The sequence below is a fragment of the Peptoniphilus gorbachii genome (assembly GCF_016908115.1).
Taxonomy (GTDB): Bacteria; Bacillota; Clostridia; order Tissierellales; family Peptoniphilaceae; genus Peptoniphilus_A; species Peptoniphilus_A gorbachii.
The window spans coordinates 54908-67600 of record NZ_JAFBDH010000006.1; the positions used below are offsets into that span (position 1 = coordinate 54908).

Consider the following 12693-nt stretch of genomic DNA (forward strand, 5'->3'; position numbering starts at 1 on the left):
AAAGGAGTGATATTATGCGTTACCTTCCAGTAAGTGTTGACACTTATGAAAAGAAGATTTTAATTTTAGGTGGCGGCTATCTTGCCCTTTCTGCACTTAAATCTGTAATTGATACAGAGGCAGAAATATATATGATTGCAGATAGTTTTACAAAAGATATAGAAAAAAAGTCTGAAGAATCTCATGGCAAAATAAAATTAAAAGAACACAAAATTGAAAAAGATTTTAAATTTATGGGATTTGATTATGTACTTATAGCTACAGAAGAATTTGAACTAAATGAAGCTCTAGAAAAAAGAGCAAATTCAAGGAATATGATTTATCAAAGATTCGACATTTTCTCAAAATCCTTGATGTCAATTAATAAATCCATTGAACATGGACCACTAACATTTTCCTTAAATAGTTCAAGACTTAATCCAACTATTACAGACATAATTTTCGAAGACTTGAAAAAATTCTGTCAAAAATATAATTTGGAAAAATTAAATATTTTAAGTGAAATAAGATCTGAACTTGTTCGCAAAAATTCACAAAACATAGATGAAATTATTCGAAAACTTTATGAAAGTGAAACAATAAATCTATCAACTTTCTTAGAAGAAATGCCTGAATATAAAATTGAAGATTTAAAATCTTCCGAGGATTTAATTAATCACATTGAAAAAGGTAGCGAAATTAATTTAGAAAAAGAAAGTAGCTTAGAAGATGATCAAATCATCAAAAAAAATTTAGATGATGCAAGAGACTTATCAAGAGATAAAGATCTTAGTAATAAGGATTTAAACTTAGAAAGTTTTCATGATTTAGATAAATTTAAGAAATGAGGTAATTAAATGATCGGTTATGTAGGAAGTATGCCTGGAAAAGTTTTTAGTGAAAAAGAATTTACTCTAGTAAAAAAAGTTTTAGCTTCTGGTGAAACTATTGAAAAGCACAATCACCCTGGCTTTACTGTTCTTGTAACTATTGTAAAAGGTCAAATTAAGGTTATATTAAACGATGAAGAAGATAGAGAATTTGAACCAGGAAAAGTTTTAAAATTTGATGGTGAAAATTTCATAGCCATTGAAGCATTAAAATCAAGTGAATTTTTTGTTACTCTAATAAAAAAGGAAGATTAATTTGAAAATTAAAATAACAGATGACGCACTTAAATATCTATCTGAAAAAAATGCAAGTGAAGTTACTGTTGATTATGTTACATCAAACCAGTGTTGTGGAAGTGGTTTGCCATCTTCAGACACCTATGTTTCTAGTCCAAAAAGAAGCGAAAGACAATATGAAGTCTTTGAAAAAGGTGGTCTTAAAATAAATATAGATCAGTCACTAAAATTTAAAGATGATGTTTGTATTATAGATTTAGTTAATCTTATCTTTACTAAAAGCTTAGTTTCAAATTTTTTAGACTATAACAAATTAATTTAATTAAAATAACTTTATAAAAACTGTTGAAATTTATGTGCCAACTTTTGTACAAAATTCAACAGTTTTTTATTTTAAATATATTTATAAAAATATTTTTCTATAAATATGTTTTATAAATTTTTTATATATACTAAACAAATTTTCTTTTTTTCTCCTAAACAATTGTATTTTTCGCTCAAATGTTCTAAAATATAAGTGAATAAACTTGTGTTTAAATATATATTTTTTTAGGAGCTGCTTTATGAGTATTATTGATTATTCTTTGGAGCCAAAATCTGATATTGCTTTTGTTGATGTAAAATCTTTTTATGCCAGCGTGGAATGTGTAATGAGAAATCTTGATCCCCTAACTACTTCTCTATGCGTCATGAGTAGGTCTGATAATTCCAATGGGTTAATCCTTGCTAGTTCTCCCACTTTTAAAAGAGTTTTTGGGAAAAACAATGTTGGCCGTTCAAGAGACCTTCCCTTTGATGTTGAAACTAGAAAGTTTAGTTTTGAAAAGGCTAGAAGGCAAAATATTGAGATTACAAAAAATTACATATCTTATATAGAAAAATGGGCAAAGAATACTTTTATCGTTCCCCCAAGGATGGCTTTTTACATTAAAGAAAATTTAAAAATTCAAAAAATTTTCCAAAATTATGCATCAGATGAAGAAATTCTTCCCTACTCTATTGATGAAGGCTTTATCGATTTAACTAATAGCCTAAATTATTTCATACCCAACAAAAGTATTTCTCGCCGTGACAAGTTGGACTTAGTATCTTCTATGATTCAAAGAGAAATTTGGGAGTCCCTTGGTCTTTATTCTACTGTTGGTATGAGCAATGCCAATCCTCTTCTTGCAAAGCTTGCCCTTGACAATGAGGCGAAAAAAACTAGGACCATGCGTGCCAATTGGTCCTACGAAGATGTTGAAAATAAAGTTTGGGGCATTAATAATCTCACAGATTTTTGGGGCATTGGAAATAGAATGAAAAAGAGGTTAAATGATTTATATATTTTTTCTATCAAGGACCTTGCTAATTATAATCCCGATATTTTAAAAAAAGAGCTTGGCGTAATTGGTCTTCAACTTTGGTTTCATGCAAATGGTGTGGATGAGTCAAAAGTAACCCTTCCCTACAAACCTAAGTCCAAGGGTCTCGGCAATTCTCAAGTTCTTCCACGAGATTATGTAAGTCAATATGAAATTGAACTTGTTTTATCAGAAATTGCCGAGCAGGTTGCCATTAGAATCAGAAGAATTAAAAAGAAGGCTTCTGTAATTTCTATTCATGTTGGTTTTTCTTACCTGGAAAATAAAAAATCCATAAATGCAAGGAGAACTATTTCTCCAAGTCAGTCCACTCGAGTTTTATGTGGCGAGGTTTTAAAACTTTTTCGTGAAAGATATAAGGGCGGCGCTGTAAGAAATCTCGGCGTTACTTATGATAATTTAGTTGACGAGTCTTCTACGATTTTTAATTTTTTTGAGGGCTATAGAAAAATTGAGTGCGAGGAAAATCTCGACAAGGCAATTGATTCTATTCGCGATAGGTTTGGCTTTACTTCTATCCAAAGGGCGACTTGTCTAATGCAAGGCTCTCGCGTTATTGAAAGAAGCACTTTAATTGGTGGTCACTGTGGTGGCATGGACGATACTATTTAATTTGTGAGGTGTTATATGGTTAATAGAAACTATTTGCCCTTTAAATCTACAAGAGCTTATGTTGACAGAGGCATGGCAAAGTGGATGGGATTTTTTATTTCTGAACACACTTCTGCCCTTTCTCACATGGGAGATGTTATAGATGTAAGTGAAGAGATGAGCCGAGATGAAATTCTTCTTGCCCTTAGTCAGCTCTATGTAAATGGTCTTAATGTCATGGTCTACACAAGGCTTAGACTTGATCCTTTTGTTGGTAAAATAAACGATATTTTTCAGGACTCTTTTTATTTATGTGGTCATGACGCTCTTATTATTTCTTTTGAGGATATTATTAAGCTTGTTCTTTTGGAGGAATTATGAAGGATTTAGAAAAAAGTTGTATTCAGTTTGATTATTTTTCTAGCAATTATAAAAATTTCGAGGAAGATTTTTATAAATTTGCAACTATAAATATTCCCCTTACCTTTTTAACTGATGATCTCTTGCTACACATGGTTTCAACGGGACATAATTATTTTAGACTCAATGCAAAAAATTCTGTAGACGAGAAAGATCATTACTTTATTTTCAAAAAATTAAATAACAAAGATAATAAATATATCAGCCAATTTGAGTATCTTGGAAATCTATCTACTTTAGAATTTTTTAACTTGTATTTCAGTAAATAGATTTCAGCCTCTGGCTGATTTTTTTTGCAATCTTTTATTCTTCTTTTAATTTAATTTTAATAAAATTTTATACTCATAAATATTATTTTCTATTCAATGAATTTTACGTCTCTACCTAAAAATATCTGCTAGAGTTTTTTTCCAGCAGATATTTATTTTTATAAAAAAAATTTGGCTATATCCTTTGATATAGCCAAACTAAATATCCACACCGCTTTGGTATTATTGGTTAGCGGATTTTTCTTTAACTTCTCTAATTTTTGCCATAGATTCAATAATAGAATCTGCAAGAGCTTCCATGTCATTTTCGTTAGCTTTGTTAAGAGCAGAGTTAAGTGTAACTCTTTCAGGAAGAACGTCGAACATCTTAAGATTTTCGTCAATGTATTCTTCAATCTTATCGCCAACTGTACAAGCCCAAGTACCATTTTCAATGATACCAACTGTTCTGTTTTGAACATTAAGAGCTTCAAGATCCATTAAGAAGTTCTTCATTACAGGATAAATACCTAGATTGTAAGTTACTGATGCAATTACAATGTGAGAGTATTTAAATGTGTCTGCAATTAGATAAGACATGTGAGTGTTACTTACATCGTGAACTACTACATTAGTCATTCCCTTGTCACAAAGTCTTGATGCAAGGGCTTGTGCAGCTCTTTCAGTATTTCCATACATTGATGCGTAAACAATCATTACGCCTTCTTCTTCTGGTTCGTATCTTGACCATTTGTCATATTTTCCAATGAACCAACCAAGATTATCTCTCCAAACTGGTCCGTGAAGTGGACAAATCATTTTAATGTCAACAGTTGATGCTTTTTTAAGAACATCTTGTACGAATGGACCATATTTTCCTACGATATTAGTTAAATATCTTCTTGCACTGTCAAGCCAATCTCTTTCAAAATTAACTTCATCAGCAAATAATTTTCCATCTAGTGTTCCGAAAGTACCAAAGGCATCAGCTGCAAATAGTACTCCGTCTGTTGTATCAAAAGATACAAGAACTTCTGGCCAGTGAACCATTGGAGCTTCTAGGAATACAAATTCGTGTTTACCAAAGGAAATTGTATCTCCTTCTGCAACTATCATTGCTTGTTCTTCATTTACATGGAATCCATATTGACGCATGAATTCAAAACCTTGTTCACTTGCAATAACCTTAACATCAGGGTATCTTAAAGTGATTTCATCAATAGCAGCTGCATGGTCTGGTTCTAAGTGGTGGATTACAAGATAATCAAGATCTTCTCCATCAAGAACTTCAGATATGTTTTCTAGATAATCTTTTACAATTGACCAATCAACTGTATCAAATAATACATTTTTTTCGTCTTTTAATAAATATGAATTATATGTTACTCCTTCAGGAATAGGAAATATATTTTCAAATAATTCTAGTCTATGATCATTGCCACCAACATAGTAAAGATCATCTGTAACTTTTCTAACAGTATACATTATATCCTCCTTTATTTTCTATCAGCAGGGAAATCAGCTTCAATAAAGTTTTGCTTTTCTTCTTGACATTCTGGACAAGTCCAGTCATCTGGTAATTTATCGAAATCTGTACCAGGATCAATTTCGCCTTCTGGATCGCCATAGTTTGGATCATATTCATATCCACAACCTGGACATACCATTACTTTATAGTTTGGAGCTAGTTTTCTAGGTTTAGATCTTCTAACTTTCTTCATTGGAGGTGCTGGTTCTTTTTCGCCAGTTCCAAGAGCTTCTGCAAGAAGTGGCATAATTTCGAAAATATCTCCAACTATACCATAGTCACAGTTCTTGAAGATTGGAGCACCTGCATTTTTGTTGATTGCAACAATTGTTGATGCGTTTTTAATACCCTTTAAATGTTGGCTTGCTCCAGAAATACCACATGCAATGTATAGGTTGCCATTGAATTTTTGTCCAGACATACCAACATATCTTTCAAGAGGTACAAGCTTTAATGTTTCAGCAACTGGTCTTGAAGAACCAAGAGCAGCACCTGCAGCGTGAGCAAGTTCTCTAGCAATATCCATGTTTTCTTCTCCGCCGATTCCCTTACCAACTGAAACAACCCTTTCAGCATCGTAAACAGGAGTGTCTATATCAATTCCAACAGAGAAATCATATCCATCTTTCTTTAAGTTTTTAACTAAAATTTCAACAGCTTCTTCTGCTGTGTCAGCTTTAATTATTTCTCTCTTTCTATCTCCAGTGATAGGACCTGCTTTTTTATCAATTGCAGCAGCTCTACCCTTCTTCTTTGGAGCTTTACCAACAAGGTGACTTGCAACTACAACTCTTTGGATTTCAGAAGTACCTTCATAGATAGTAGTAATCTTAGCATCTCTGAAGAATCTTTCTACATCCATTCCCTTTAGATATCCATTACCTCCGTGGATTTGAAGAGCTTCATTTACAACCCACATAGCAACTTCAGATGCAACAGTTTTTGCCATTGCAGCTTCCATTGAATAATTTTCATGATTTTGTTTCATTTCAGCAGCTGAATAAATCATAAGTCTTGCAGCTCTAATCTTAGTAGCCATATCAGCAAGCTTAAATGCAACAGCTTGTTGTTGAGCAATTGGTCTACCAAATTGGATTCTTTCTTTTGCATAAGAAAGAGCAGCTTCAAAAGCACCTTGTGCAATACCAAGAGCTTGTGATGCAATACCAATTCTACCACCATCAAGAGTTTGCATTGCAATTCTAAATCCTTGACCTTCTTTACCAAGTAAGTTTTCCTTTGGAACCTTAACATTGTTGAATTGAAGTTCAGCAGTAGTTGAAGATCTAATACCTAATTTGTCATAGTGATCTCCAAAAGTAAATCCGTCCCAGCCTTTTTCTACGATGAAAGCTGAAATTCCGTGAGTACCAATTCCTGGTGTAGTAACTGCGTATACTACGTAAGTATCTGCAGCAGGAGCATTAGTAATAAAGATTTTATTACCATTTAAAATATAATAGTCACCATCAAGCACTGCAGTAGTTTCTGTACCGCCTGCATCAGAGCCTGCATTAGGTTCTGTTAAACCAAAAGCACCAAGTTTTTTACCTTGAGCAAGTGGTTTTAAATATTTTTCCTTTTGTTCTTTTGTACCAAAAGCTTGTATAGGATAAGAACCTAGTGATGTATGTGCTGATAAAACAACGCCGACACCTGCATCAACTCTTGATAATTCTTCAACAGCGATAGCATAAGAAATTACATCCTTACCTGCGCCGCCTTCTTCTTCAGGATAAGGTAAACCCATCCAACCGTTTTCGCCAATTTTCTTGATGATTTCTTCTGGAAATTCATTGTTTTGATCAAGTCCAAATGATAATGGCTTAATTTCTGCTTCTGCAAACTCTCTAATAGCTTTACGAAGAGCTTCATGTTCAGCAGTAGTCTTATACAAATTTGACATATTTTCCTCCTTTTTAAATTAAAGAATACTTGAAATATTTTTCACTGAAATTGTGAAAAATAAAAGATACACCAAAGCGGTATACAATAATTAAAGTATACATCAACTTATCTAAAGTGTCAAAACATTTTCATAAAATTTGAGTTAAATTTTTTAAAAATTTTTTCTCGCATTATTATATTCTTTGACTAAAGTATGTATACCCCTTTTTAGTAAATAAAACATGAAATTATATAATTTTAATAATTTATTTGTAAAATAATTTTTTTGCTATAAAATATAAAGTTAATAAGAAAAAAATTTATTTTAATGGAGGAAAAAATAAATTTACAAAATTTATTAGAATGGAGGAAAAAATGAATTTACAAAATTTATTAGAATGGAGACGAAGCTATAGGAAGTTTGACGAAAGTAGGTTAATTTCAAAGAATGATATTGATGAAATTTTAAATTCCATTAAATTTGCCTCTTGTGCCAACAACAGGCAGTATCTTAGATTTATTTCTGTTGAAAATAAAGATAAGGTTTTAGAAATTTTTGATAATACTAAATGGGCTGCTTCCCTTCCTAATAATATAGGACGTCCTAAAGAAGGAGAAAGACCAGTTTACTTTATTGCAATTTTAAGTGACGAAGCTAAAAAGCTTAGATTTAATGGACTTGATGAAGGTTTAGTTATTTCTAACTTAACTCTTACTGCTGCTGAGAAAGGCATTGGCTCTTGCATTATTGGAAGTGTGAATGATAAAAAGATGCGTGAAATTTTAAATTATAAAGATAATTATTCCTGTGAAGTTGTAATTGCCTTTGGATATCCAAAAGTTAAATCTACTATAAAAGAAATAGATTTAGAAGAAGATCAATCTTATTACCTAGACGAAGATGGCAACTACCTTGTGCCAAAATATAAAAAAGATGACATTGTTAGGAGAATATAATGACAGAAAAAAATTTTAATGAAATCGTAAAGAAGAAAGCAAAGTTATATTTTATTGACGCCCTTGGCGCCATGGCCTTTGGTCTTTTTGCCACCCTTCTTGTAGGAACTATTTTAAATACTATTGGAAAGAGTTTTAACATTTCCTTTTTGACAGATGTACTTTGGCCCTTGGCACAAAAAGCCACGGGACCAGCCATAGCAGTAGCTATTGCAACGGCAATGTCTGCACCAAGTCTTGTTGTCTATGCTGCAACTGTTGTTGGTATTGCTGGTAACGAACTTGGTGGACCAATGGGAGTTTACATTGCCACAATTTTTGCCGTTGAATTTGGAAAACTTGTCAGCAGAAAAACTAAAATTGACATTATAATTACACCTGCTGTTACAGTTTTAGTTGGTGTCTTTATAGCAAACTTCGTTGGACCATACATAGGTGCCTTTATGAATCTTCTTGGTGCAATTATTATTAATGCTACAGATAAGGCTCCATTTTTTATGGGAATTATTGTATCAGTTATTGTTGGAATAGTTTTAACCCTTCCAATTTCATCTGCTGCCCTCTGCATGATGCTTTCTCTTTCATCTCTTGCAGGTGGAGCTGCAACTATTGGCTGTTGTTGTCAAATGGTTGGCTTTGCAGTTATATCCTACAGGGATAATAAAATGGAAGGACTTGTGGCACAAGGTCTTGGAACCTCAATGCTACAAATGCCAAATATTGTAAGAAAACCAATAATAATTATTCCGCCAATTATTTCTTCAGCAATCTTAGGACCAGTTTCAACAATGGTTTTTAAACTTGAAAACACACCACTAGGTTCTGGCATGGGCACAAGTGGACTTGTGGGACAAATTTCTACTTTCACAGCAATGCCTGATGTGCCTTTTATGAAACTTCTCGGTATAGTTTTACTTATGCACATAATTTTGCCAGCTCTTGTAACCTTTGTTTTTTATGAAATATTTTATCGCAAGGGGCTAATTCAAGATGGCGACATGAAATTATATTTTAAATAAAAATGACGAGCTCAAGGCTCGTTTTTTTTGTGCAAAAAAATTGGCTCATCATCTTGATGAACCAAAATTTTATGAAATATAAAAATAAAAGGCAATAAAGTGAATTATTGACGCTGCTAGGACAAAGAAATGCCAAATTACGTGATTGTACTTAAACTTTTTCGATTTATAAAAATAAGTTCCTGCAGTGTAAACAACTCCACCTAAAACTAAAAGGAGCATAAACTTCCAAGTGGCTTGAGTTACAATTGGCTTAATTAAAAATACAGAAAGCCAACCCATGGCAATGTAAATAATAACAGAAATAGTTTTTAACTTGTCATAATTTTTGTATGTAGCAATCTTAAAAACTGTTCCAAAAATTGCTATTGCCCAGATTAAAACTATAAAAAACAATCTAAACTTTCCCTTTGTAAGTAAAAGTATTATGGGTGTAAAACTGCCTGCTATAAAATAATATATGGACACATGGTCAAAAATTCTAAGAATTTTTTTTGCTCCTTTGTGCTGAATTGCATGGTAAATTGTGCTCATTAAATACATAAATATAAAGCATCCACCGTATATAGAAAAGGCAATTGTCTTTAAAACCTCGCCATTTTTTGCACTTGGAATAATTAACATCAACAAAAAAATAATTCCAAGAATAACGCCAATACCATGGCTAATAGAATTTGCTATTTCAATTAAAATATATTCTTTTTTTGATTTAGACTTTTCTGCCATATTCTCACTTCCTTTTGCTAATTATACTCCTTTAAAGCGTAAGCGTAAATAATTTATTAAAAAAGATGGGCAATGTCTCACCCATCTCATTTTTAAGCTCTCACATCGTCAAAGTCACTAGATTCTAGTTTTTTGTGAACATAGGAGCAAGTTCCCTTTATTTTTTTATTTTCATTTCTTGCATCTTCTACAAGCTTTTTTACAAGCTCTCCTGCAAGGCCTTGACCACCGAACTCAGGTTTTACAATAGTGTGTGTTGCATCTATTACATCACCCTTTTCTTCGTAAGTCAAAATTCCCTTATAATTATTTTCATCTTCTCCTATATAGTAACAATTATTTCCTTTTTTAACTTCCATAATAACCTCCTTAAATTAGTCTTACTTTTGTAATACCCAATTTTTTGGATTTTTACCTTATTTTATTTTTTCAATTATTCTATATTTAGTATCAAAACCATCAGAAGTTCCTGTAAAAGATGAATCTTCTTTTGAAAGTTCAGACATTGTGTCTACAATTTCTTTAAATTCTGGCAGTTCTTCTGTCTTCTTATCTAATTCGTCAATTCCCTTTTGTTTAAATTCTTCTAATTTTTCTGCGAAAATTTTCATGTTATCGTCAATTAAATCTCCGCCATCTTTTAATTCAATAGCGCCAGAGTTTAAGTCTATAATTCCATTGTCTAGCTTTTTAATTCCATCTCTCATTGGAACTATGCCTTCAGTTTTTAATCTTGGAAAATCTTTAAATAATACAGATTTATCTCTGAATTCTAATAATCCATCAGTAAGTTCACTGGCACCAGAATTTAATTTTGGTGAATTTGAATCCAGTTCAGTTATTGCATCTGTAAATTTATTTACTGCTTCTTCACTTTGTTCTGTACCTTCTCTTAATTTTGATGATCCGTCCTTTAATTTTCCTGCTGCATCGTCAAGTTTTACAAGAGAATCTGATAGCTTCATAAGTTGTGAAGTATCAAGTTTTGATGCTGCTTGTGAGATAGCTTTTTCAAGTTCTGAATTAATTTGATTTGCTCCATTAGAAAGTTCTGTTGTTCCTGACTTTAATTGTTCAAGACCTGCAGGAAGTTGACTTGCTCCAGCGTTTATATTTTTTGATGCTGAGGCAAGTTGATTCATTCCGCCTTTTAATTGTTCTAAGCCTTGTAATTGCCCTGACATTCCAGTTAAAGCTTTTAATCCTTGGAAATCAGCTCCAACTTTTTTTGCTGATCCACCAATACTTTTTGCATCTCTTCCTAAATCGCCTGCACAATCTCCTAAAATTGCAATAGCTTGATTAATTTGTGGATTATTGTCAGCATTTGCTTCTTTTAGCATTTGAATTGCTTGTCCAATGTCTCTTGCTGATGCTCCAACTGATTGTGCACCTGCTCCAATATTTTGAAGATCTCCTTCAACATTTATATTTCCAAGTCCTGATAGATCTGGCACATTCATTGCTTGAACTTTTCCATTTAACATTTGGAAATTATTATTAAATTCACTTTCTCCTGCTGCAAGTTTATTTGCACCTTCATAAGCCTTACTTGCTCCTAGCTCAAGTTTTTGGGCGCCAGCAGAAAGCTGTCCTATTCCAGATTTTAATTCTGCCAACTTCTTTAAAGCTTCTTCCTTCATTTCGTCAATCTTACTTAATTTACTTGAACCTTCTCTAAGTTGTAGTGTTGCATCTTTTAATTTTCCAAGACCATTATCAAGTTCCACTGACCCATCATGAAGCTTTTTGGCACCATCTCTCATTTCGCCAGTTTTTTCATTCATCTTGCCCACTGCTGAAGTGTAGTCGCTAATTCCAGAAGTTAATTTGCTACCACCTTCAAACATTTCTTGTGCTGCACCTGGAATTGGCTCAACTTTTTCAATTACCTCATCTAGTTTATCTTCAAACTCTCCTGATTTATCGTAAAGTTCTTTAGATCCATCTTTAAGTTTAACAGTTCCATCGCCCAGTTCACTAATTCCATCATTTAATTTGCCTTGGGCATCAGATAATTTTGTAGAAGCATCAACTAATTTTTTTGAATTATCTTCAAGCTCTCTTACTCCATCACGAAGCTTGTCTATTGTTTCAAGGTCTGCCTCATTTTGGAATAATTCATTGGAAATAACAACATAGGCCTCCACGGGATCGTAATCTTTTACATCCATTTCCACAACTGCTTCACTTTTAAATTCTTCCATTTGTCTATCTTCTAAAATACTTTCAAAATTTTCTCTTAATCCTGGAGTTAAAACTGAAGTTACAATTTCATTTTTTCCATCTTTTGCGATTTTTGCATCATCAGATTCGATGTTTGATGCAACTTCTTGTGGGAAGGATAGGGCTGCTATAACTGTATAAGGTGCATAGACCTTAGTTTTTTTGCCGCCAATATTCTTTATAAGGTACTTATTGTTTTCAGTAGAAATAACTAATTTAAGGTGGCCAGACTTGCCCTTTAATTCACTATTTTCCATTTTTTCGCCGTCAAGATAATAATCAATTTTTACATCAATTGGAATATTTTCTTCGCTCTTTCCTTGGTAGTAAATATCCTTTACATTTTCATCCCAATAAATATAACCATTTTTATTTTCAACTTTTTCATCAGTCTTCAAGTTTTTAACATTTTTTAAATTGGACTTGTCCTTGCCCTTGATGTTTTCTTCTGAACTTAACCAAACTGAGACAGTTTTGTCTTTAATATCGTCATCCTTTTTTAATACATATACAGTTTCACTTTTATTTATGACTTCTGATGCAGCAAAAGCTGTGTTTGTCAAAATCATTGAAGATAATACAACTGTTATTACACCTTTTTGAACTTTTTTATTCATATTT

Annotated in this window: 13 protein-coding genes; 8 read left to right on the forward strand and 5 right to left on the reverse strand. The window is 32.4% G+C overall.

The genetic code is table 11. The features are described 5' to 3' along the window. The first annotated feature begins 14 nt into the window (after positions 1–14). The 6 genes from JOD41_RS06620 to JOD41_RS06645 all read left to right on the forward strand — a co-directional run bounded on the left by JOD41_RS06620 (position 15) and on the right by JOD41_RS06645 (position 3750). Positions 15–827, forward strand: a complete 813-nt coding sequence (locus JOD41_RS06620; protein ID WP_205052131.1) for a precorrin-2 dehydrogenase/sirohydrochlorin ferrochelatase family protein — start codon at positions 15–17, stop codon at positions 825–827. Between the two features lie 9 nt (positions 828–836). Further along, complete coding sequence (locus JOD41_RS06625) at positions 837–1124, forward strand: DUF1637 domain-containing protein (protein WP_156700034.1); 288 nt, start codon at positions 837–839, stop codon at positions 1122–1124. A gap of 1 nt (position 1125) precedes the next feature. Next, on the forward strand, positions 1126–1428 hold the full coding sequence (locus JOD41_RS06630; RefSeq protein ID WP_205052132.1) for a CC/Se motif family (seleno)protein: 303 nt from the start codon (positions 1126–1128) through the stop codon (positions 1426–1428). Positions 1429–1669: 241 nt separating this feature from the next. Further along, positions 1670–3082 carry a Y-family DNA polymerase gene (locus JOD41_RS06635; protein WP_205052133.1) on the forward strand — a complete coding sequence of 471 codons (1413 nt, stop codon included), beginning with the start codon at positions 1670–1672 and terminating at the stop codon, positions 3080–3082. Between the two features lie 15 nt (positions 3083–3097). Next, the gene (locus tag JOD41_RS06640) at positions 3098–3442 is read left to right on the forward strand and encodes a hypothetical protein (protein WP_205052134.1); all 345 of its coding nucleotides are present in this window, start codon (positions 3098–3100) and stop codon (positions 3440–3442) included. Beyond that, positions 3439–3750 (forward strand): DUF5960 family protein, encoded by a 312-nt coding sequence (locus JOD41_RS06645; RefSeq protein ID WP_205052135.1) that lies wholly within the window; start codon positions 3439–3441, stop codon positions 3748–3750. The genes JOD41_RS06640 and JOD41_RS06645 overlap by 4 nt, the downstream gene beginning before the upstream one ends. Before the next feature lie 222 nt (positions 3751–3972). Here JOD41_RS06645 and JOD41_RS06650 read toward each other — a convergent pair whose 3' ends face one another. Then, complete coding sequence (locus tag JOD41_RS06650; protein ID WP_205052136.1) at positions 3973–5214, reverse strand: FprA family A-type flavoprotein; 1242 nt, start codon at positions 5212–5214, stop codon at positions 3973–3975. Between the two features lie 11 nt (positions 5215–5225). After that, positions 5226–7163, reverse strand: a complete 1938-nt coding sequence (locus JOD41_RS06655) for an acyl-CoA dehydrogenase family protein (protein ID WP_205052137.1) — start codon at positions 7161–7163, stop codon at positions 5226–5228. A gap of 356 nt (positions 7164–7519) precedes the next feature. Here JOD41_RS06655 and JOD41_RS06660 point away from each other — a divergent pair, with 356 nt between their 5' ends. After that, complete coding sequence (locus JOD41_RS06660; protein ID WP_205052138.1) at positions 7520–8101, forward strand: nitroreductase family protein; 582 nt, start codon at positions 7520–7522, stop codon at positions 8099–8101. Then, positions 8101–9120: a PTS sugar transporter subunit IIC gene (locus tag JOD41_RS06665; protein WP_205052139.1), complete on the forward strand. Its 1020-nt coding sequence runs from the start codon at positions 8101–8103 to the stop codon at positions 9118–9120. Before JOD41_RS06660 ends, JOD41_RS06665 begins: the two co-directional genes overlap by 1 nt. A gap of 69 nt (positions 9121–9189) precedes the next feature. Here JOD41_RS06665 and trhA read toward each other — a convergent pair whose 3' ends face one another. From trhA to JOD41_RS06680, 3 genes are all read right to left on the reverse strand, one after another. Continuing rightward, a complete protein-coding gene (trhA, locus tag JOD41_RS06670; protein ID WP_205052140.1) occupies positions 9190–9846 on the reverse strand; it encodes a PAQR family membrane homeostasis protein TrhA in 657 nt (218 codons plus the stop codon). Positions 9847–9938: 92 nt separating this feature from the next. Next, entirely contained in the window at positions 9939–10205 is a 267-nt protein-coding gene (locus tag JOD41_RS06675) for a GNAT family N-acetyltransferase (protein WP_205052141.1), read from the reverse strand. A gap of 57 nt (positions 10206–10262) precedes the next feature. Then, on the reverse strand, positions 10263–12689 hold the full coding sequence (locus tag JOD41_RS06680) for a methyl-accepting chemotaxis protein (protein ID WP_205052142.1): 2427 nt from the start codon (positions 12687–12689) through the stop codon (positions 10263–10265). Positions 12690–12693: the final 4 nt, after the last annotated feature.

Coding starts and splice junctions, on each gene's coding strand:
- JOD41_RS06620 (WP_205052131.1), top strand. CDS start 15: ATGCGTTACCTTCCAGTAAGTGTTGACACTTATGAAAAGAAGATTTTA.
- JOD41_RS06625 (WP_156700034.1), top strand. CDS start 837: ATGATCGGTTATGTAGGAAGTATGCCTGGAAAAGTTTTTAGTGAAAAA.
- JOD41_RS06635 (WP_205052133.1), top strand. CDS start 1,670: ATGAGTATTATTGATTATTCTTTGGAGCCAAAATCTGATATTGCTTTT.
- JOD41_RS06640 (WP_205052134.1), top strand. CDS start 3,098: ATGGTTAATAGAAACTATTTGCCCTTTAAATCTACAAGAGCTTATGTT.
- JOD41_RS06645 (WP_205052135.1), top strand. CDS start 3,439: ATGAAGGATTTAGAAAAAAGTTGTATTCAGTTTGATTATTTTTCTAGC.
- JOD41_RS06650 (WP_205052136.1), bottom strand. CDS start 5,214: ATGTATACTGTTAGAAAAGTTACAGATGATCTTTACTATGTTGGTGGC.
- JOD41_RS06655 (WP_205052137.1), bottom strand. CDS start 7,163: ATGTCAAATTTGTATAAGACTACTGCTGAACATGAAGCTCTTCGTAAA.
- JOD41_RS06660 (WP_205052138.1), top strand. CDS start 7,520: ATGAATTTACAAAATTTATTAGAATGGAGACGAAGCTATAGGAAGTTT.
- JOD41_RS06665 (WP_205052139.1), top strand. CDS start 8,101: ATGACAGAAAAAAATTTTAATGAAATCGTAAAGAAGAAAGCAAAGTTA.
- trhA (WP_205052140.1), bottom strand. CDS start 9,846: ATGGCAGAAAAGTCTAAATCAAAAAAAGAATATATTTTAATTGAAATA.
- JOD41_RS06675 (WP_205052141.1), bottom strand. CDS start 10,205: ATGGAAGTTAAAAAAGGAAATAATTGTTACTATATAGGAGAAGATGAA.
- JOD41_RS06680 (WP_205052142.1), bottom strand. CDS start 12,689: ATGAATAAAAAAGTTCAAAAAGGTGTAATAACAGTTGTATTATCTTCA.